This window comes from Kaistia sp. UC242_56, assembly GCF_044452255.1.
GTDB lineage: Bacteria > Pseudomonadota > Alphaproteobacteria > Rhizobiales > Kaistiaceae > Kaistia > Kaistia defluvii_A.
The window spans coordinates 1,058,042-1,076,106 of the sequence record NZ_JBIOAN010000002.1 but is presented as its reverse complement, the minus strand read 5'-3'; the positions used below and the strand labels follow the sequence as shown (position 1 = coordinate 1,076,106).

The 18,065-nt window shown below is 64.2% G+C and carries 22 protein-coding genes; 3 read left to right on the top strand and 19 right to left on the bottom strand.

Annotated elements, in window-relative coordinates; genetic code table 11:
- The first annotated feature begins 233 nt into the window (after positions 1 to 233).
- Complete coding sequence (locus ACHMWQ_RS07860) at positions 234 to 485, top strand: helix-turn-helix domain-containing protein (protein WP_396307020.1); 252 nt, start codon at positions 234 to 236, stop codon at positions 483 to 485.
- Here ACHMWQ_RS07860 and ACHMWQ_RS07855 read toward each other — a convergent pair.
- The gene (locus ACHMWQ_RS07855; RefSeq protein WP_396307019.1) at positions 436 to 738 is read right to left on the bottom strand and encodes a DUF982 domain-containing protein; all 303 of its coding nucleotides are present in this window, start codon (positions 736 to 738) and stop codon (positions 436 to 438) included. The two genes, ACHMWQ_RS07860 and ACHMWQ_RS07855, sit on opposite strands and share 50 nt — an antisense overlap.
- Before the next feature lie 261 nt (positions 739 to 999).
- Between ACHMWQ_RS07855 and ACHMWQ_RS07850 the strand changes: the two genes are divergently transcribed.
- Both ACHMWQ_RS07850 and ACHMWQ_RS07845 read left to right on the top strand, forming a co-directional pair.
- On the top strand, positions 1,000 to 1,191 hold the full coding sequence (locus ACHMWQ_RS07850) for a hypothetical protein (RefSeq protein WP_396307018.1): 192 nt from the start codon (positions 1,000 to 1,002) through the stop codon (positions 1,189 to 1,191).
- 68 nt (positions 1,192 to 1,259) lie between these two features.
- Positions 1,260 to 1,685: a type II toxin-antitoxin system PemK/MazF family toxin gene (locus ACHMWQ_RS07845; protein ID WP_396307017.1), complete on the top strand. Its 426-nt coding sequence runs from the start codon at positions 1,260 to 1,262 to the stop codon at positions 1,683 to 1,685.
- Positions 1,686 to 1,875: 190 nt separating this feature from the next.
- Here ACHMWQ_RS07845 and ACHMWQ_RS07840 read toward each other — a convergent pair whose 3' ends face one another.
- The 18 genes from ACHMWQ_RS07840 to ACHMWQ_RS07755 form a co-directional block, all read right to left on the bottom strand.
- Positions 1,876 to 2,313 (bottom strand): hypothetical protein, encoded by a 438-nt coding sequence (locus tag ACHMWQ_RS07840; protein WP_396307016.1) that lies wholly within the window; start codon positions 2,311 to 2,313, stop codon positions 1,876 to 1,878.
- On the bottom strand, positions 2,310 to 2,636 hold the full coding sequence (locus ACHMWQ_RS07835) for a hypothetical protein (RefSeq protein WP_396307015.1): 327 nt from the start codon (positions 2,634 to 2,636) through the stop codon (positions 2,310 to 2,312). Before ACHMWQ_RS07835 ends, ACHMWQ_RS07840 begins: the two co-directional genes overlap by 4 nt.
- A gap of 123 nt (positions 2,637 to 2,759) precedes the next feature.
- Entirely contained in the window at positions 2,760 to 3,020 is a 261-nt protein-coding gene (locus ACHMWQ_RS07830; RefSeq protein ID WP_396307014.1) for a hypothetical protein, read from the bottom strand.
- A gap of 67 nt (positions 3,021 to 3,087) precedes the next feature.
- A complete protein-coding gene (locus tag ACHMWQ_RS07825; RefSeq protein ID WP_396307013.1) occupies positions 3,088 to 3,900 on the bottom strand; it encodes a glycoside hydrolase family 108 protein in 813 nt (270 codons plus the stop codon).
- Between the two features lie 70 nt (positions 3,901 to 3,970).
- Positions 3,971 to 4,444, bottom strand: a complete 474-nt coding sequence (locus ACHMWQ_RS07820; RefSeq protein WP_396307012.1) for a hypothetical protein — start codon at positions 4,442 to 4,444, stop codon at positions 3,971 to 3,973.
- 2 nt (positions 4,445 to 4,446) lie between these two features.
- Positions 4,447 to 4,950, bottom strand: a complete 504-nt coding sequence (locus ACHMWQ_RS07815; protein ID WP_396307011.1) for a hypothetical protein — start codon at positions 4,948 to 4,950, stop codon at positions 4,447 to 4,449.
- Positions 4,947 to 8,567: a beta strand repeat-containing protein gene (locus tag ACHMWQ_RS07810; protein ID WP_396307010.1), complete on the bottom strand. Its 3,621-nt coding sequence runs from the start codon at positions 8,565 to 8,567 to the stop codon at positions 4,947 to 4,949. The genes ACHMWQ_RS07815 and ACHMWQ_RS07810 overlap by 4 nt, the downstream gene beginning before the upstream one ends.
- Positions 8,564 to 8,944: a hypothetical protein gene (locus tag ACHMWQ_RS07805; RefSeq protein ID WP_396307009.1), complete on the bottom strand. Its 381-nt coding sequence runs from the start codon at positions 8,942 to 8,944 to the stop codon at positions 8,564 to 8,566. The genes ACHMWQ_RS07810 and ACHMWQ_RS07805 overlap by 4 nt, the downstream gene beginning before the upstream one ends.
- Positions 8,945 to 8,959: 15 nt before the next feature.
- Positions 8,960 to 9,355 (bottom strand): hypothetical protein, encoded by a 396-nt coding sequence (locus ACHMWQ_RS07800; protein WP_396307008.1) that lies wholly within the window; start codon positions 9,353 to 9,355, stop codon positions 8,960 to 8,962.
- Complete coding sequence (locus ACHMWQ_RS07795) at positions 9,355 to 9,726, bottom strand: hypothetical protein (protein WP_396307007.1); 372 nt, start codon at positions 9,724 to 9,726, stop codon at positions 9,355 to 9,357. Before ACHMWQ_RS07795 ends, ACHMWQ_RS07800 begins: the two co-directional genes overlap by 1 nt.
- 3 nt (positions 9,727 to 9,729) lie before the next feature.
- Entirely contained in the window at positions 9,730 to 10,665 is a 936-nt protein-coding gene (locus tag ACHMWQ_RS07790) for a hypothetical protein (RefSeq protein ID WP_396307006.1), read from the bottom strand.
- Positions 10,665 to 13,280 carry a phage tail protein gene (locus tag ACHMWQ_RS07785; protein WP_396307005.1) on the bottom strand — a complete coding sequence of 872 codons (2,616 nt, stop codon included), beginning with the start codon at positions 13,278 to 13,280 and terminating at the stop codon, positions 10,665 to 10,667. The genes ACHMWQ_RS07790 and ACHMWQ_RS07785 overlap by 1 nt, the downstream gene beginning before the upstream one ends.
- Position 13,281: 1 nt before the next feature.
- Entirely contained in the window at positions 13,282 to 13,698 is a 417-nt protein-coding gene (locus tag ACHMWQ_RS07780; protein ID WP_396307004.1) for a DUF6950 family protein, read from the bottom strand.
- A complete protein-coding gene (locus ACHMWQ_RS07775) occupies positions 13,695 to 14,327 on the bottom strand; it encodes a hypothetical protein (protein WP_396307003.1) in 633 nt (210 codons plus the stop codon). Before ACHMWQ_RS07775 ends, ACHMWQ_RS07780 begins: the two co-directional genes overlap by 4 nt.
- On the bottom strand, positions 14,327 to 14,953 hold the full coding sequence (locus ACHMWQ_RS07770; RefSeq protein WP_396307002.1) for a hypothetical protein: 627 nt from the start codon (positions 14,951 to 14,953) through the stop codon (positions 14,327 to 14,329). Before ACHMWQ_RS07770 ends, ACHMWQ_RS07775 begins: the two co-directional genes overlap by 1 nt.
- Complete coding sequence (locus ACHMWQ_RS07765) at positions 14,953 to 17,316, bottom strand: phage tail tape-measure protein (protein WP_396307001.1); 2,364 nt, start codon at positions 17,314 to 17,316, stop codon at positions 14,953 to 14,955. Before ACHMWQ_RS07765 ends, ACHMWQ_RS07770 begins: the two co-directional genes overlap by 1 nt.
- Position 17,317: 1 nt before the next feature.
- On the bottom strand, positions 17,318 to 17,575 hold the full coding sequence (locus ACHMWQ_RS07760) for a hypothetical protein (RefSeq protein WP_396307000.1): 258 nt from the start codon (positions 17,573 to 17,575) through the stop codon (positions 17,318 to 17,320).
- A gap of 101 nt (positions 17,576 to 17,676) precedes the next feature.
- Entirely contained in the window at positions 17,677 to 18,051 is a 375-nt protein-coding gene (locus tag ACHMWQ_RS07755) for a hypothetical protein (RefSeq protein ID WP_396306999.1), read from the bottom strand.
- Positions 18,052 to 18,065: the final 14 nt, after the last annotated feature.

The following is an 18,065-nucleotide window of genomic DNA, read 5'->3' as shown; positions in this document are numbered from 1 at the left end:
CTGACCTCGGCCGCAAGCTGGATCATTGCCCACCACATCACGCATGACACCGCTAGGGCGCCAACCCACCCGATTGCACGCATGGCTCAATCCCCCGTCATATGACGTAACGTAATATTGCTGACGTGAGAGAGTCAAACGCGGCCGCCGCTCGGAACGAACGAGGGGCGGGAATGGTTGGGAATATACAACGGCCCATCGCAGTCCCGTGCAGAGCCGGCCGAGGAAATATCATGAACATCGAATATGGTCCGGATGCCGATGAGGATCTTCCGGAGGAAGTGTTGGCCGTGATTGAAAGCGGCGCCATGCCGCTAGCCGCTGTGCGCCATTGGAAGCAGTTGAGCGTCGAGCAGCTGGCGGGCCGGTCAGGCGTCAGCGTGGCGGCCATCAAGGGCGCTGAGGCAGGCCGCCCACTCTCACCGGAAGCTCAGGTCAACCTCGCCTGGGTCCTCGGCGTCGGCGCGGATCTGTTCCACGACTAGGACGGACCTCCTCCGGGGCGAGGATGCCGGCCTCCTGAGCTGCGGCGTGAAATGAGTTTCGCGCCACGGAGACCTCGCCATCATCCTGCCAAGCCTCGAGGCAAGCCAACCGCGCCGCGCTGTGCAGGTCGGTATTGGCGAATTCGTCCGGCCAATGCTTCAGCAGAATTTCTGCCGCGCGCACGACATCTCCCACAACTTGTGTTGTGCCTGCGGTTATCCAGACGTGAACCGGTTTGAATTCGTCGCCCATGTGACCCAACATAGAGCGACGGCGATGACTCGGTAGCTTAAGGACGCTCCAGCGCCTGGGATTTGGGGGATGGACATGCCACACAGGGTCACAAAATTGGAAACGATGGCGAAGGCGCTAGCGGAGTTTGCGCGGGAGGCGACCGAGATGAACGAGCACCAGCTCGCCAGTCTTCTAATAGAAGCCATGGCGGAAGCCGAGCGGAGGGCCCGCGGCATTGCGGCAACTCTTCCTACAGCGGACACTCCGTAGGGGACACAAATGCCGGCAGGCCGCCAAGACGACATCACAATCCGATTGGCGGTCGCCGGGCTTGATCCGGAAAGCGTCGAGCCAGCAGAGATGGAAGCCCTGCTGCATGAGGCCATCACAGTCATAGAAACGCTGCGCACCCTGGTGGGCATCAAGATGGAAGTGTTGCTTGAGGATATCGAGCCTGAGGGGAATGCGTAGACTGCCTGTACGGCAGCTCCAGTCTGGTTGTATAGATTTGATTCTCTACCATCGAATCAGGGTCTCAATTGCCGCTCCAGTACCATCCTGGCCAAGGCCACGTCGTCATCTGTGACTTCAACGTTGGCTTCATAGAGCCCGAGATGGTCAAGAGGCGCCCCGCTATTATCATGTGTCCCGCGATGAAGACGAGGCCGGGTCTATGCACTGTAGTAGCGCTGTCCACCACACCCCCGACCTACCCTATGCCCTACCACAGCGAGATAACGCTGCCCTTTGCTCTGCCGCCTCCATATGATGCCGGCTCGCATTGGGTGAAGGCAGATATGATAAATACAGTCGGATTCCGCCGGTTGAATTTGTTCAGTCTTGGCAAGGACATGAACGGCAAACGCCGTTATATGAACACCTATATTGGCGACGACCTGCTCAGGGAAGTGCAGCGCTGCATGCTGCGCGCTGTCGGTCTCGCATCCTTGACAAAGTCACTCTGATACCTATTCTAATTGCGTCAGCCGCTCTCCGAAAGGATCGGCATTAAGTCCCTGCCAAGGGCCACCATACAGCCGAGCGAAGGCAAGCTCTTGTATGGTGCTGAAGTCGGCCCCGCTTCGGCGGGGCCTTGCCATTTCTAGGGCATCAACACCGACCCCGATCTCTCCCTCACCGGCGCTTTTTTGTGCCTCATCGTCTCCCCGGTGCGACAATCCTGAACGGCACGTCAATCACCTTCTTAAGCGGCCAGATGCGATGCAGCGGGTTGCAGTAGTCGAGGATGATCACCCGATAGCGCGCCGGGCCTGGCGAGGCCGTCTCTGGCACCCGGATTGGCTGGACATAGGCATCCTTGCCGACAGGGCCTGAGAGCGGTCGGGACTGCGTACCGAGGTCGAAGCGAACCGTCTTGCCGTCGAAGATGATGCGCTGCGTGTCGCGCGGGCATAGGCGGTATCTACGGAATTCATAGGCGATGTTCAGGATGCCGCCGGGCTCGACATCGGGCGGCCGCGCCTCGGCAAGCAGGCTGTCCGTGGCCGGGTTTCGATCGCCGACCCACAGAGCCAGCAGCGCAGACCCCACGCCCACGAGCACCAGAACCGACATGCGCAACGTCGTCATCATCGCGGCGGGCTCCCACTATGGCCGAACCAGGCGATCACCTGCATGATCTTCTCCGCAAACAGCAGCGTTCCGAAGAACACGCCGAGCATGGTGATGATCACCCAGCGGACAAACTTGCCGACGGTCATCACGGATTGAGAGAGCTTGATCGCCTGGATCAGCTGCTGGCTGCCTTCAGGCCCAAGGCGGGCGATCTGGCGAATGACGTCCACTTCCTCGGGCCGGAGCTCGTCCAGGAAATCCCGGGTCTCTTTCGGGAGGTCTGCGTATTTCTCGGATGGCAGCTGCTGGAAGTGGTCATTGGGGTTGAATGCATCGGTCACTGCTTGCCCTTCCAGCCACAAGCCATCGCTCCATAGCGATTGTGCTTCAGGATCTGCTCCGCAGTGCCATCGCTCAGGCTGTCGGAAACAGAGGGGCGGATCGGGGATGCGACGTCGCAGAACTCACCCTTTGGGGTCGTCCCGCATCCAGCCATCAAGCTCGCGCCGACGAACACCGGCACCCATACGATCAACTTCGTCATCGCTGGCCTTCCTCTTCGATATGGCTTTGAGGCGGCCGGCGGTCTGTGTGGCGCGTTCCTGCGCCCTGCCCATGGCCATGAGTTTGAGAACGACGGCGCCGATGGCGACGGCGATTGCCAGCGCGGCGGCGCAATAGCGGCCGACGCGAGAGGCGAGGAACCATGCCCATATCGCGGTCATGTCACCTCACCATTGCCTGGAGGGTGTGGAGACGGGAGATGGACGGGCTCGAACGGTTGGGGCTTGTTCATACCGGCGCTCCACTGCGGAGGGCGCGGAGTTGGCTGCGAGCGACGAGCGCGATGCCGGCGACCGAGAGCAGAACGCCAACGACCGTCAGGCCAGTGAAGGCGTAGTCGATCAGCTTGTTGCCGGCGCCGGCCAGGGGAGCGAGTTTGTCGGTCGTAGCCGAGACGGTCGTAGTGGCCACACCGATGGTCGCCATGATCGAGCCCTTGCCGCCGCTCGTGGCCGTGGCCTTCGTGTCCGCCGGCAAGGCCTTTGCGGTGCCGGTTGCCGTCACGGGCGTGAGAACTGAGGAGCCACGCGACATCTTGATCGCGCCCGCCCTCACCTCGGCCACGCGCCGCGCCCAGCCCTTGCCGAAGGTCGACCAAGTCTTGAGCTTTTTCAGGAAGGCCAGCCGCTCATCGCAGTAGAGGTTGATCAGCGTTGGCTGCTGGCGGTTCATGATCGCTTCGATCGTGCGCTCGCCGATCACGCCATCCGGGTTGACGCCAAGCGCTCGCTGCAAAGTCTTCGCCGCCTGGGCCGGGCCGGAGTTCACCGCAAAGTCCAAGACGGCATAGTCGATGCCGGCCGGCAGGTCGTCGAACCGGATCGAGCGCGCGTACTGCGCTTCAAGGATGCGCGTTGCCTCGGCCAGCGACAGTGCCTTCACCTCGTTCGGCGTCGCCGGCCGCCCGAGCCCCCGATGCGCGCCGAGCGTCGCCGCGGTAATCCCGTACTTGGTCGCGCCACCCGGATCCTTCGGATGGTTCACATAGCCGCCCTCGCTGCCGAAGATGAGCGTCAGGCATTCGTCGAGGTTATCGCGCATGGGTTCGCGCCCGCGCTGAGATGCACGTCATGTCTTGTCTCCGGTGATGTGAGGAGGTTAGGAGCTGGCGCTACGGCGCCATGATCACTTCAGGGTCGGCGCCGATCACGTCGAGGAGTGCCAGAGCATCGGGATCGTCGAAGAAGACGGAATCGGAGATCCGGCTGTACCACCGGGCGAACAGCACGCCACTGGAGGAAAGCGCAGCGAAGGCCGCATCCATCAAGCCCGCCTCGATCAAGCGCTGCTCGACGACGGCTTTCAGCACCTGGCGGCGAGGCGCTGGCGGCTCGTCCTCCAGGATCCACGTGGGCACGCCCGCAATCAGTTCCACGCCGTCGGCCCCTGTCGAAATCGGCCTCTTCCCAGAGGGGATTTCCGCCGGGCCGATGGCGGCGATACGGTAGCCGTCGCCTTGCCAGCCCGCTTGCGGCGGTGAAAGCTGGCCGACCCCTGGCAGCTCAATCCGCCCAGCGGTGACTGGGAAAACCGAGACGACAGCCTCGATATCGCCCGTGCAAATCAGCGCAAGTTCCGGTGTCATAGCTATTCCCATGCGTAAAGCTGGAGTTCAGCGAAGACCATCTGCGCAGTGCCCGAGGGCAACCCGGCAGCCCATACGTGGGCCCACGCCGTGGTCAGATCGCTGCTGTCGATCGTCTTAGGGTTGGCGGCGTATGTATTGGCGAAGAAGCTGGTCGTGCCGAGCAGTGTGCCGTCCGTCGCGGACGTCGGCGAAGCGCCATTCTTTGCGTAAAGGGATAGGGTGATGTTGGAGCCGGCAGCGCCGGAGCGGTAGCCCAGATTATTGGACCCATAGGTCACAACTCTGCCGATAACGCGGGGTGCGGCCAGCGTCTTGCCAACATACCCGGACGCGGCGGCTGACGGCGAGACTGCCGATACGGACGACGCCTGGTTGGTGTTACCGTCGAAGGCCGAAGCCAGCCCCCCGCCGGCGGTCATAGTGCCGATGTTGGTCCCGCTGGTGCGGTCAATGAGGACCAGCTGCTTGGAATGCCCCATGAAGGGCGGGGGGCAAAAGATCATTGGAGCGCCTGCACAATCAGGAGGGACCCACCATTAGCCACGGAACAGTGGCACCGAAACTTGTGCCCGCTGGTCGTCGTGAAGGCGTCGCCCGAGACCTTGGTCCACCCTGACGTGGTGATTGCGCCAGCCGACGCGCCGTTGGTTATGTCGAGCAGATAAGCGCCAGTCACCGAACCTGGAGCGAGCGTGTGAGCGCCGTTGTTCTGGTAGTGCTGCAGCATTCGGTCGCCGGGATCCGGCGTTACGGTACCAGACGAAACCACTCCAGCCGTTCCAAGCGCCTTGGAGGCCACATTCGCTCCGCCCGTAATTGTCTGGTCCTCGACGCTCAGTTGCGCAGCGTCGAGGGCCGAGACCATCTGGGCTTTCGTCAGATCCGCAGGTGCAGCACTGGAGCCGGTGTTGTTGCCCTTGAAGGTGTTGGCCGGCATCGCCGCAAGATTGAGCGTCACATCGCCAGAGAGCGCCCCGCCGCCCGAAAGACCCGTGCCGGCGATGACCTGCCGGCTGGAGCTGACATAGACGCCGGAGCCGAAATACAGCACCCAATTGATCGCCGTAGTGCCCAGCGTGCCGCCGGCGTCCGCCGTGCAGTAATAGGCGAAGTCGCCCTGCGTTGTCCCGGTCTGGACCCAGACATTGGCGCTTGGAACCTCCGACCAGTTGTCCATGTCGGCCGCGCGCGCCCATGCGCCCGAGGCGACGACATAGATACCGTTCTGTGCCGCCGTAGTCTGGTTCTTGACCAAGACGCGGTCGCCCGCAACGCAAGAGACCCCGTCGATGGTCTGTGCGCCGGACAGCGTGATGTTGGCGGTGGTAGCCGCCTTGACCGGAGCCTTCGGCGACAAGCCGGCAGCCATGCTGTCGACATACTGCTTGCTGGCCGCGTGCATCGCACTGGTGGGATCTGCGTGCAGCGTCAGGAAGTTTGTCAGTGTGCCACCGCCCAGCGACAGCGCACCGAGCGTGACCAGCATCGCAGCGGTGTTGGCGTCATCGAGGAGTGTCAGCGCGGCCGCGGAGACCGTGATGGTGGACAGCGACTGCAGCGAGGCGTGGTAGGCCTGCACGTTCGTGCCGATGACCAGCCCCAGCGTAGTCTGGCCCGCCGCCTGGTTGGCGTCGTCGATCAGCGACAGGCCAAACGTCGACGGGACTGTGCTCGCCTTGAGCAGCTTGCCGGACGTTCCATTGAACAGGACAAGCGCCCCATCCGTCGCCGAAGCAGGTCCGACGACGTCGCCGGCGCCGAGGCCGTCCGAACCCTTGTTGCCCGTTCGGGTGAAGCTGAGAACGAGCGGCGCGCCATTGGTGAAAGCGCCGGCGCCGCCGACTGGCGTGACGGGGACCTTTCGATATCCGGTGCCATCGATGACGGAACCCGTGACAATGAACTCGGCAAAGGACGCAATGTCCGTGCCGTGCTGGACGAAGATCGAGCCGCGATTGGCGGTGTTGGTGCTGTCGTCGAAGCTGTCGAGCCATGCGGTGACGTCAGAACCGGTGGCACCCTCATTGTCGATGAACAGAGTGGTGACCGAGCCGAGCGTCGCATTGTTGAAGGCGACGACACCAGGGCCGGGATCGGCGTCCGTCGTTGTTGTCGAGAAGGCAAAGCGCCGGCCCGGCAGGAAGCCGTCGAGGCCAGCCGGGATTTCGAAATTGAGCACGGCCGCCGCTGGTGTGCCGGAATTTGTGACGGTGGCGGGCTCATCGGCCGCCACCGACACAACGGTTCCGACAGCGACGGTCGCCGCGGTGCCCGGGTCCCCCTGGTCTCCCTTGTCGCCAATGCGCTCGGCACAGAACATGACTGCATCGCCATTGGCGAACGGATTGGCAGACGAGCTGCCGAGCACACTGATCGACAGGTTGCGATAGCCAGTTGGCGAAGCAAGAGCGCTCACAGATGCCAGCAGCCACTTGGTCGGGTCCGACGTCTTGAAGATCCGGACCAGCGCCTTGGTCGGGTTCGTCGATGCCCCGAGCGTGCCAAGCACACTGGTCCAATCGGTGCCGTCAGATGCCGTGAGATCAAGACGCAGCGTAGCGGCGATGTTCTGGGTGGCATTGCTGAGGCGCATGAACCCGTTGCCCGGGTCCGCATCCGTCGTTGTCGTCGAGAACACATAGGGGATCGAGATTGCGCCACCGGCCGAGCCGATATTGCCCGAAAGAGCGGCGCCGAGGCCGAAGCTGGCGCCATTGGCCCAGGTGCCGCCGGAGGCGACATGCACCAGACTCAGCTTGCGATAGCCCGTGCCGTCAACAACCGATCCCGTGACGATGAACGAGGCCCATGCCGTCGGCGTCGTGATGCCGCGAAACGTCAGGATGCTCCGGCTGGTTGAGGAGGTGTCGTCCAGCGCATCCAGCCAGGCCGCGATCGACGCCCCGCCCGCTTCGAGATTGTCGACATAGGCGGCGGTGACGGAACTGATCGTCGCATTGTTGAACCGGAAAGTCCCCGCGCCCGGGTCTGCGTCGGCGGTCGTCGTCGAATAGGCCATGGCGAGGCCGACGATGGAGCCGTTGGCACCGACGTCGCCCTTGTCACCCTTGGCCGTGAAGCCCAGCACGCAGGCGGCGTTGTTGGCCAGAGTGCCGCCGGACGCGACGAACGCGACGGGAACCGTCACCCATGCGCCGTTGTCGGTGATCGAGCCGGCCACATCGTACTCGACGAAGTTCGCCTGGTTCGAGCTGTCGGCCACCTTGATCCTGCCCTTCAGGGCAGAGGTGCTGTCGTCCCAGCTCGCAATCTCGGCCGCGATGTTCGAGGCGTTGCCGTCTGTCTCCGAGATGAAGAGAAGGGTCGCGCTCGCAGGCGTGGCGTTGTTGACCTTGACCTTGCCCGCAGAGGGATCGCTCGAGGTCGTTGCCGTCGACCAGGCATAGGGGAAGCCCGTCGCCGCACCGGCGGAGCCCTTGTCGCCCGAGACCGTCGCGACCATCGAGATAGCATCGCCATCCACGAAGGGCGAAGCCGAGGATGCGCCGATTACGCTGACCGAAATATTGCGGTAGCCTGCCGGCGTCGCCTGCGAGGTCGCCTGGAAGGTCAGCCACTTCGACGGGTCGGCGGTCTTGAATACCCTGATCAGGCTCTTTACCGACGACGACGACAGCGTGAGCTGATCAAGCAGCGTCGCCACGCTGACACCGCTGGCGTCGGCCAGATCGGCACGGATGATGGTCGCGGCGTTCTGCGTTGCATTATCGAGCCGCAGCTGGCCGGTGCCAGGGTCGGAATCGCTCGTGGTGGCGGAGAACACATAGCCGACCGTCAGTGCGCCGGAGACCTGCAAGCCAGCCTCGATCGCTGCGATGATGGCAGCAAGCTGCGCATTGGCGACAACGGTCGTCGACCAGGCGGCGCCCGTCCGGAGAATGAGATAGTCGGCCGATGCCGAAACCGTCGCGCCCGGCCAGCCATCGGCAAGCACAAGGTTGAGGTTGTCCGTGACGCCGTCGATCACCGCCACGGTGCCGTTAATGACGAGCGTGTCGCCTGCCTTCACCTGCGACAGCGCCGCGGCTCCAACCAGCGCGACGGCAGTTGAGCCGGCCGTGACAGAGAGCGTGCCGGCGCGGTAGTAGCTGTCGATCATCGGGAAGGCTCCAATTCGAGCAGGGCGGCATCAATGGCGGCGGGGGTCGGAGCGATGCGGATCGCGGCCTGGGCGCGCTGGCGCTTCACCTCGATCTCGATCCGGTCGGAATTGGCCTCGGCCACCTTGGCGAGGACTTCCTTGGCGAGATCCAGCAGGGAGACGCCAAGCGAGGCGCTCTCTGCCTCCAGCAGCGGCGTCAGGTCGGCATCACCCCCTGAGACCAGGAGCAGCATGGCCTCCTGCGCCTTGGCCGATCGCAGCGCGGCAATAGCCGGCGGCGTCTCATCGGCGATCTTCTCGGCGACAAGCGCATCCAGGCGCGCTAGGGCGCTCGCCCGGAGCGGCTCCAGGTTCTTCGTCAGGCGGATTTTCAAGGCGGATGGCTCCGGCTAGGTGGCCGTGATCTCGGCCGACCAGGGCATGTACGGGAACTGGTCGAAGACGATCCAATAGGTCGCCGGCATCTCGGCGGTCAGATCGAGCAGGCCGTCCTCGACCGTCACGGACTGGTCATCGATCTGCACGACGCATGGCACCGGCAGACCCGTGATCTTGACCTTGCTGCGCTTGTCGGCGGGGATCTCGGTGCGGTTGATGGCGATCGGCGCGACGGGTTGAGCGACCAACTGACCATCCAAGGCGTAGTGCCCCACAAAGGGTGCGTTGTCCGGAACCTCGACGAACAGGATGCTGCGGGAGCGGAGATCTTCTAGCTCTTCCGGTGTCGCAGCACTCAGCAGCTGGCCGATCAGCCTGCCATCCTCATCATGATAAAAGAGCTTCATCAGGTGATCTCATTGTCGAAGACGCTGTAGGAGAACGACGCGCCGGCGGTGCTGTTGTTGATCGTGAAGTAGTTCCGCCCTCGGTAATACGTCACCTCGAACCCCCGCCCCGGGCCCCGGACGCCATCCGTGCCGTAGAACATGTCGACGAAGATCAGCGGCAGGCCAAGGAACGTCTTTGGCAAAGGGATGTTGGTGGCGCCGGTGGGCCGGTTCATAGCGAGGCCAGAAAGCAGCGGCCGGAGCCGCTTGGTCGTGCTGTCAAACACGAGACCTTCGGGAGGCGCGGTGTCGACATCAAAGCCGGGCTTGGAAAACTGGATGACGAAGCTTGAGCCGCGCTTGCCCAGGTGTCCGCGTTTGGTTGGCATGGATCAATCCGACGGAGCAGGGACATCAAGGACGATGATAGAGACGTTGCCCCAGGCTTCGTTGCCCCATCGGCGGATCCAGACCTCTCCCGCTCCCGGCGACGGTGAGGTGATGAAGCCCGACATCGGATAGGCACCGCCATATGTGTTCACCTCCTTGTCGGACGGAAGCGTGTACAGCTGATCATTCGCTGCAGCGTTGAACGTCCCGAAAAAGAAGATGATCGGATAGTAGCCCTTCCAGGTGTACGTAAAATTGAGCACCGTATAGACGTTGGCGGTTGGGCTGTCCGCCACCCCCTTGCGGCTGGATGCCGGCGCATAGGTTGCGTTCACGACAGCGTAGGTGTCATCCGAACTAAAGGCCATCTGTGCCTTGGAGCAGGTTCGAACATCGAACCCAGGACGCGAAACGTAGAGCCCGTAGTCGGAGCCGCGCTTGCCCATCATCATCCGCGCCAGCGGGTGCGGGTCATTGCCGATGATGCCGAGATCCCGCGCCGGGATCTTGAAGACGACGGCAGTGATGTAGTAGCCGCCGCGGAACTGCCCGGACTGGGCATAGACAACGACCCGGTTGTTGAACGCCTCATAGGTGAGCGACCCGGCGCCAGGTGCATTCGGGCCTACGTCGATGCGCCAGTTTATGACCTGGCCGTTCGTTCCGGAAATGAAGATTTTGACGCACGGCACAAAGGGCAGCGCCGGGAAATTGATGGTGACGGGATGCGGCGTCGTCGGGTTCTGGTTTGCGGCCACCTGCTGCGACCGGTAGCTGGCAACGGCGTGTATGTTGCCAGCAAACGGCCAAGCCGTATCGAGATCGATGTTCTCCCTGCCTAGGTTCGGGTCGGAGGCATCGAAGCCCGGCTTCGAAATGCGGGCGCGGTAGTCGCCAGGCGTCAGAGCGCCTGCGAAGAGGCGGCGTGTGGCGACCATCAGGGCTCCGTGAAGATGAGGCTGTCATTGCTGAGGTCGAGCTGCACGACGCTATTGGACGACTGCAGCTTCATCTTCTGCGCGACCAGCCCGCCTCCCTGGACCGAGAACGGGATGACACCGGTCGTAGCGTCGCCGATGACGAACTGGTCCGCCTTGATGAAGCAGCGCGCCACCCCGTCGACGATCTCCAGTATGAAGCCGGCGTCGCGCCAGCTGGGCGTCCCGACGGTTCCAACGTTGAGGTAGATCTGGAATCGGGCGGTGACCCCGACCGGCGCAGAGACCGCCTCAAACTTGACGAAGCCACTGGCGGTCCCCTGCTCTGCGATCGCCTGCACGGCCGTGACGGTTTCCGCCAGAGCACTGTCGCCATCGGCGCGGGCCGTTGCTTCGCTCAAGATCGCGGCCTGGTTTGCGTCGCTCGACGCCGCAAGCGCGAGGATGTCCGAGGCCAGCGCTGCGTCGCCCTCGATATAGGCTTCCGTGATCCGCATCACCGCGGCGGAGATGTTGCCGCTGAAGGCCGCCACGCTCTGCCGTATCGATTGCCGCTGGAGAAAGCCCTGCCCAGCCTCTTCCGCTGCCGTCAGCGCCGCCTGCTCAACCAGATCCCGCAGTCGGTCTTGTAGGGCCTGCAGCGAGCCCTGCGCGTCATTGGTGATCAGCGCCAGTTCGTACTTCTGCTGCGCCGTCAGCCCTTCGTCGATGTCCGGCGTCAGGACATTGAGCCATCCCGACCAGGAGGTGTCGCGCGGCGAGCCGGGTCTATAGCGACCGCGGGCCTGATACTGGGTCCGGCCGAGGATGTTCTGCGAGATCAGGATCGAGCCCGCATCGTATCGGTCGGTCTCGCTCTGCAGGATGACCGTGCCGTCGACAGCCAGCCGGATCTCGAACTGCACGCCGTCGACGTCGTCGACATTCGGGTCCCATGCCAGCCGGATGCCGGCGCGCTGGCCGCCCGCGTCACCGGCAATGGTCACCGGCGTCGCCGACCAGTCGATGATGATCTGCGAGGCAGGCGGCAGGTTGAGCGTCGGCGCGATGACGATCGGCGTCAGGGCGCCAGGGTTGTAGTCGCTCGGATCGACTTCGGTCAGCGTCCAGCCGCTGTTCAGGGTCGGGAGATCCTGCACGGCATCAATCCGCCAGAGCTTGTTCGTATAGCGGTTCCGGTCGCTCGACCAGGACACGAAGTCGTTCGGCTCGAAGATCGAGCAGTAGGACGGCATGGGCAGGTTGTGACGGCGGAACCGGCGCGATTCATCCCGCGCCGACTTCATCAGCCGCTGCACCTGCGTCCCCGAGAAGACGAGCGCATAGTCGACATCAACTGCCTGCCGGCGCCCGCCATCGTCCGCCTCGAGCGTCAGCGAGTAGAGCGGTGGCGCATCCTTCTGCACCCAGCCCTCGCCGGGCTCGATATACTTCGCCGTGACAGCGTTGACGGCCTGGTCGAGCGACGGGAACGGCTCCAGCGACTGCTTGTCCGAGGTCAGGATATCGGCATCGGTGAAGGCGAAGACCGCGGAGCCGGCAGCGCCGACATGGGGCTTGTAGACCCCGCCGACCTCAGCGAGACGACCGTTGCAGGCCTTCATCAGTTCCGACAGAACGTCGGACGGGAATGCGTCGAGCGTGATCTCGCCGGCGGCGCGAAACTGCTTCTCCGTTCCCGAGCCGATGGCGGCAACCAGCTGGTCGCACTCATTCGCCGCCGCGGTCCAGACCGACAGCGGAAGCTGAGCGGCCGAGACCGTCTGGGCGCCGAAGAACCATTTGCCATCGAAGCGCAGGCCACGAACGATGTTGTAGGCATGGACGATCGGATTGTCGGAAGAGCCCGTCCAGGTCGCCGGATCGGTCCAGCGCTGGGCACCATCGCCGCCGGCCGAACTGTCCGCGCGCCAGTCATAGAGCGGGATGCCGTCCACGACGAACTTGTACTGCGGCAGGCCCGACCAGAGCTTGTCGTTGAGCCGCGCCGTCATGACGACATAGGCGACGCCTTTGCCGACCCGCGTGTTGAGATAAGGGTGCGCCGAGCCTGCGAACTTCTCGACCATCAGGCTGTCGGCAGCGGTCTGGCGACCATCGTAGAAGCGCACCATCAGGTGGTTCTTGTTGTCATTGCGATATTCAGGGATCGCGATGCCGATGCCGCCAGGCGTGGCGTTCGGGTCCCAGGTCACCTTTTCGCCGCCAACCCAGATCTCGGCCAGGCCCTGCACCGGCAGGTCCGAAAGCGCGATGACCATCGACAGATAGGCGTTCGGCGTATTGTCGATCTCGCCCCAGGTGCCGGCATAGACCAGCTTCCCACCGGTCATGGCGCGGCCGAGGATGAAACTGCGCGGCACGGCGCCGCCGCTCTGCAGCTTGCCGGACATGCCCCCGACGCCCTGCTGCGGCTTTTTGCCGAACAGGGTCTGCGACAGGTAGGACAAGCCCAGCCCGACAGCGAGATTGATGCCGGCAGCGACGACGGTCGCGAGCGTGCCGGTCAGGCCAATGAAGCCGGCAATCGCGGCGCCGATCGGCAGGGCCTGGGCAGGCTCAATCGCGCCGGCGAGAAGCGCCAGCGCGACAAGAATCGCAGCGATGAATTGCATGTCAGGGAACCCGGAACGCTTTGGTCACCATGGACCGATCGACACTGCCCAAGCCATCCGGCCGCAGCACGGTGACGCGCGGGCCGCCATAGATGCCGAGCGACCAGCCCTCGGCCGTCTCGATCGCTGCGATGTCGCCGACGGCGGCGCGCACCGGGTGGATCTCTTCGAAGAAGCTCGCGGCCACAGCGGGCAGGTCCTGGAAGCCGGCGCGTCGGATCGCCTTCATGGCGCCGACTGCATCGTCATAGCCACCGCGGAAGCCGAAGCCGAGATCGAGCCCGGTCATCGCCTTGACGCAGTCGGCAACGAACAGGGCGCAATCGCGCTCGCCCCATTGGAACGGCTCGCGCCGGCTCGTCTCGATCGCCTCATGCAGGGCGGGCCGCCAATCATCGCGACGCTGGATCGGGTTCATCGTTGACCAGCCTTTTCCTGCTTCTTGCCCCAGAACAGCGTCCACTCACCGGCAACGCCGGTATCGCGATAGAAGTCGTCATCCGCCTTGCGCAGGATCTGGCTCTCATGCGAGGCGACGTCGGGGTTCTTGCGGCGCAGTTCCTGCGTGGTCGACGTGCAGGAGAACGTCACGGTGGAAGCGCCGCCCTCGGCCGCCGTCTCGATCGGCGCCGTGTCCACCTGGCCGAGGAAGCGGCAGCGCGCCGGCGCCACCTGCGCCATCGTCACCGGGTCGAGATAGACGCGGTGGATCTCGATCGGCGCATTGCGCGCGTCATAGGTCCGGACGGCCTCCTGGACGCTGTCGTCGATAGCCGCCAGCACCACCTCGACCTCGCGCACCGAGATGTCGGAGATCAGCGGGATCTCGCCAACGCTGATCAGCGCATCGCCGAGAAACGACCGCGCCTCTGTCGCGCCGGTGCGCGGGTTGACGACATTGAAGGCGCCGGGTCCGGCGTCCATCCAGAAGCCCAGCGAGACCGGGTTGCCGGTCAGCCGGTTCTTGACCGTCAGGGACACCAGCGTGCGAGCAACGACAGTGCCTGCCTGGATCACGGCCAGTTCGGCAGAATCGACGTCACGCATCAGACCACCTGCACGGCTTGCAGGGAGATTGAACCAATGACGCCATCGCCATTGCCATCAAAGGACCCGGGAACCAGCCGCATCTCAGCCGCCGGCCGTTTCAGGGCGACATCAGCATTCGTCGCTGCACCCGCGCGTAGGTTCGGCACGACCTCGAATTCCGGGGTCACGCCGCTCCCGTTCGCCACAGCCGAAGCAGCTGCGATCCGGTGCAGAGCCCGACGGGCGGAACCGAAGTCGAACGACAGATAGTCGCCACGCGACAGCACATAGCCGGCAGGAAGCCCCTTCAGCGACAGGCTGCGGCCATCGGCGCCGAGGCTGTGAATCTTGACCGCGCTGGCACCGAGCAGCACGCCGTCAGGATCGAGCTTCGGATAGGGGCGCATCCGGTCCCAGGCATAGAAGCTGCCACGAGACCCGCCCACCTGGTCGATCAGGGTTTCGATGTCGAGCAACTGGTCGAGCGTGAGCGTCGAGCACTGCGCCTCCATCGTCCAGAGCGGTGAGCGCAGGTCAGCGACCCGGATCGTGCCGTCGGCCTGGCCGGATGTCTCCTGTCCATAGCTCAGCGCGAACTTGCCGCTTGTGATGACGAGTGCGGCCATCAGGTCCGTATTCGCCATCAGCCGCGCCCCTGGAACTGCCCGCGGACCTGCGCCTTGGTGACCAGGCCGGGGATCTGCTCCTTCAGCGCGCGGTCCCGGCGGTCGAGTTCGGCCTTGAGCTGTGAAATGGTGTCTTTGTCGGCATTGCCCTGGACCGTGATGGTCGTTACTGGCGCGAAGCTGATGACGTTCGAACCGCCGCCCCGTCCGGTGCTCTCGACACCGAGGCGGCCGCCCGGCAGGCGCCGGAGCGGCATCACAGCTTCGGGGCCAGCCTCGCCCATCAGGCCCATCCCCTTTGCCATCGGGAACACGGTCGGCGTGTTGACCACCCCACCATTGGCGAAGGCCGTGACCCGACCGCCGGCGAATGCCGCGCCGTTTGCGAACATGCCACCTGTCCCGCCGATCGACATGAAGCCGCCGCCACCTCCACCAATCACGCCGGCGAGGTTGCCCCAAAGGCTGGCGAACAGTTGGTCGGTCGCCATGTCGACGAGCTTCTGGCTGATACGATCGAGAGCGTTCAGCGCGGCATCAGCCAGTGAGGACCAAAGCCCCTTCCCGTCAGCGATGCCGGATCGGATGTCCTGGAAGAAACCCTGGAACGTCCCTTTTGCGAAATCGTAGGCATCGCGCAGCTTGCTGGTCTCGACCTCGAGAGAGGCCATGGCGGCGGCCTTCTCCTTCAGGACAGAGATCTGGGCCGGATCAAGCGTCAGCCCGGCCTGGGTGGCCCGGTTCAGCAGCTCCTGCTCATAGCGAAGCCGCGCGGTCGCATCCGCCGATAGGCCAATGCCAGCCTGTTCCGCGCGAAGCGACGCGATCCTGGCATCGGCATCCCGGACGATGTCCTCAAACCGCTCGCCGTCGGTCTTGCCGCCTCGGGCCTTCTTCTTGGTCTTCTCGTCAACCGCCGTGAGCCCGGCGGCTAGTTCCTTGAGCTTTGCCGTCGCGGCCGATGCCCCCTTCGCGATGCCCGCGCCGAAGTCTCCGATCGTATCCCGGGACATGATCTGGTCGATGCTGGACTTGTGCGCAGCGTTGGCGGATGCAAGTCGATCAGCAGCGGGGTTTGCCAGACGATCGAGCTGCAGGCTGCTGCCGACCTTCGCGACGTCGACACCCGGGATGGCATTGATCTTGTTGATCAGCCAGTCGATGCTCGCGCCGGCGCCAGAGATGAGCTTGTTGATGCCGTCGATGGCCAGATTCACGCCGCCGACGACGGCCGCGCCCATGATGTCGCCGAAGTTGCCCCAGATGAACTTCAGGTCCTCATAGGCGGCCGTGAACGAGTTCAGGACGTAGTTGGCGGCTGTCTTGGCCACGCCGACGATGTCGACGCCGAAGATCTGGGTCAGCTCGTCGCGGAAGATGTTCGCGGCGGCAACGGCGGCCACCAGGCCGAGGATCAGCGCCGCGGCCGGGTTGGCGGCCGCCATGGCAGCAGCCGCAACAGTCGCGGTTACGGCGAGGCGCGCCATGAGGGCGATCAACTGGACGACGCCGGCAACCATCGCCGGGCCGTACAGAAGCGCGAGGCCGGCGGCGGCAGCGACGGCGTAAGGCGCGATCGGCTGGATTGCCGCCGCCAGCGTGCGCAGGACCGTCGAGCCCAGCTTGGCCCAGTCGACCATCTGCAAGCCGGCGGCCGCCAGAGCAGTCAGAGAGATCACGGCCAGATTGATCGGCGAGAACACCGATGCAAACCCGGCCGCCAGACCATGCAGCGGGCGCTCCATGGTGGAGATCACGGCCGCGAGCTGCGTGCCCTGCTGCAGGCCGATCTGCATAGCGCCCATGCCCGCCTGAGCAGAGACGGCAATGTCCTGGAACTGGGCGGCGATGTTGGCGGTGTTCAGATTCGACGCCGCCTTCACATTGGAGTTGGCGGCGACTGCGTGGCCGCTCAGCGCCTTGGTGGCCTTTGCCGCCGCGGCCGCCTCACTGGTGAGGGCCCTTTCCAGGACTTCGGCCGATCCGGCAGCGCTAACCGCAGCGGCCCCTTCCCTGGTGATGGCAGTTGCTGCCTGCGTAACGGCGGCGTCCAGCTTTCCGAACGTGACAGAGACGTTGGCGCCGGTCACGATCATCTGCTGGAGCTGGCCGGTAGCTCGACCCGTGGTCGCACCTAGATTGACGACCCGGCTCTCTGCCGTCGACACGCCCTTCCCCATTCCGAGAACAGCCGTCTCCACGCCCCTAACGGCCTGCTCTATGGAGGCAAGTGAAGCCTCTAGTCGAGCAAACGCGGCCTTCAGTACCCCGGATGCGCCTTCGGCCTTCTTTGCAGCATTCGTGAGGTCGTTGAGATCGTTGGCGCCCTTCTGAACGCCGGAGCTGTCCACGGCAAGGCCGAGTGTCGCAACATTGGCCATGTCATATCCCCTTAGGCGACCGCTCTGCGGCCTCTGCCCGTTCCTTGGCCACCGCGGCGAGGTAGGCATCGTCCATGGATCGGATGATTCGGATCTCTTCGCGCCTCAGGATGTCGCCGGTGAGCGTCATCCAGTGCGCCATCTCCGTCATGGAGAGCGGCTCGGCGCCATTGAGACCCGCCGAGAGCCCGGCCCGCATGCTCCAAAACCAGTCGAAGAGGTAGGAGAAGTCCGGGTCCAGAGGATCGGGCTCTTCCACCGGCAGTCCGAACCGGGCCAGCCGTTGCCGGCGCGTCTCGCCGCTGTCATCCGCGAAGTTCAGCCGAACATGCGCCTCAACGTGCGAGACGAGCAGCGGCCCTAGTTCGCGAAAAAAGCGGCTTCATCTCCGAGCGCCGTGTCGATCTGCTTCGCCAGCCAACCGACCTCGAGGAGCTTGACGACGTTCACTTTCGTGAGCGGCGGGTTCTTGAGCTCGCCGAGGGACAGGCCGTCGTCCCACTTCCATCCGACGATAGCCGCCGCGAGAAGGTCGACCGTATTGTCCTCGATCTTCTCGGCCGTCATCGAGTTCCGGCCACCCCGGAGGGCCTTGTTCTTGATAGCCCGTTCGACGACCTTGACCCGATCGTCCTCGAGGCTGACGCATTCGATCTGGAGACCGATCGGCTCGCCCGACGCCGGGTGCTTGATGTCGATGGTGATCGTGCTCGGCTGGATTGCCAGGATATCCATGCTGTTCTCCGAGA

Bases quoted from the DNA above. Each gene is read 5' to 3' on its own strand.
- ACHMWQ_RS07775 (WP_396307003.1), bottom strand. From the start codon at position 14,327: ATGCGTGACGTCGATTCTGCCGAACTGGCCGTGATCCAGGCAGGCACT.
- ACHMWQ_RS07830 (WP_396307014.1), bottom strand. From the start codon at position 3,020: ATGACCGCGATATGGGCATGGTTCCTCGCCTCTCGCGTCGGCCGCTAT.
- ACHMWQ_RS07820 (WP_396307012.1), bottom strand. From the start codon at position 4,444: ATGACACCGGAACTTGCGCTGATTTGCACGGGCGATATCGAGGCTGTC.
- ACHMWQ_RS07815 (WP_396307011.1), bottom strand. From the start codon at position 4,950: ATGATCTTTTGCCCCCCGCCCTTCATGGGGCATTCCAAGCAGCTGGTC.
- ACHMWQ_RS07795 (WP_396307007.1), bottom strand. From the start codon at position 9,726: ATGCCAACCAAACGCGGACACCTGGGCAAGCGCGGCTCAAGCTTCGTC.
- ACHMWQ_RS07860 (WP_396307020.1), top strand. From the start codon at position 234: ATGAACATCGAATATGGTCCGGATGCCGATGAGGATCTTCCGGAGGAA.
- ACHMWQ_RS07770 (WP_396307002.1), bottom strand. From the start codon at position 14,953: ATGGCGAATACGGACCTGATGGCCGCACTCGTCATCACAAGCGGCAAG.
- ACHMWQ_RS07780 (WP_396307004.1), bottom strand. From the start codon at position 13,698: ATGAACCCGATCCAGCGTCGCGATGATTGGCGGCCCGCCCTGCATGAG.
- ACHMWQ_RS07765 (WP_396307001.1), bottom strand. From the start codon at position 17,316: ATGGCCAATGTTGCGACACTCGGCCTTGCCGTGGACAGCTCCGGCGTT.
- ACHMWQ_RS07800 (WP_396307008.1), bottom strand. From the start codon at position 9,355: ATGAAGCTCTTTTATCATGATGAGGATGGCAGGCTGATCGGCCAGCTG.
- ACHMWQ_RS07855 (WP_396307019.1), bottom strand. From the start codon at position 738: ATGGGCGACGAATTCAAACCGGTTCACGTCTGGATAACCGCAGGCACA.
- ACHMWQ_RS07825 (WP_396307013.1), bottom strand. From the start codon at position 3,900: ATGCGCGATAACCTCGACGAATGCCTGACGCTCATCTTCGGCAGCGAG.
- ACHMWQ_RS07755 (WP_396306999.1), bottom strand. From the start codon at position 18,051: ATGGATATCCTGGCAATCCAGCCGAGCACGATCACCATCGACATCAAG.
- ACHMWQ_RS07850 (WP_396307018.1), top strand. From the start codon at position 1,000: ATGCCGGCAGGCCGCCAAGACGACATCACAATCCGATTGGCGGTCGCC.
- ACHMWQ_RS07785 (WP_396307005.1), bottom strand. From the start codon at position 13,280: ATGCAATTCATCGCTGCGATTCTTGTCGCGCTGGCGCTTCTCGCCGGC.
- ACHMWQ_RS07810 (WP_396307010.1), bottom strand. From the start codon at position 8,567: ATGATCGACAGCTACTACCGCGCCGGCACGCTCTCTGTCACGGCCGGC.
- ACHMWQ_RS07840 (WP_396307016.1), bottom strand. From the start codon at position 2,313: ATGATGACGACGTTGCGCATGTCGGTTCTGGTGCTCGTGGGCGTGGGG.
- ACHMWQ_RS07790 (WP_396307006.1), bottom strand. From the start codon at position 10,665: ATGGTCGCCACACGCCGCCTCTTCGCAGGCGCTCTGACGCCTGGCGAC.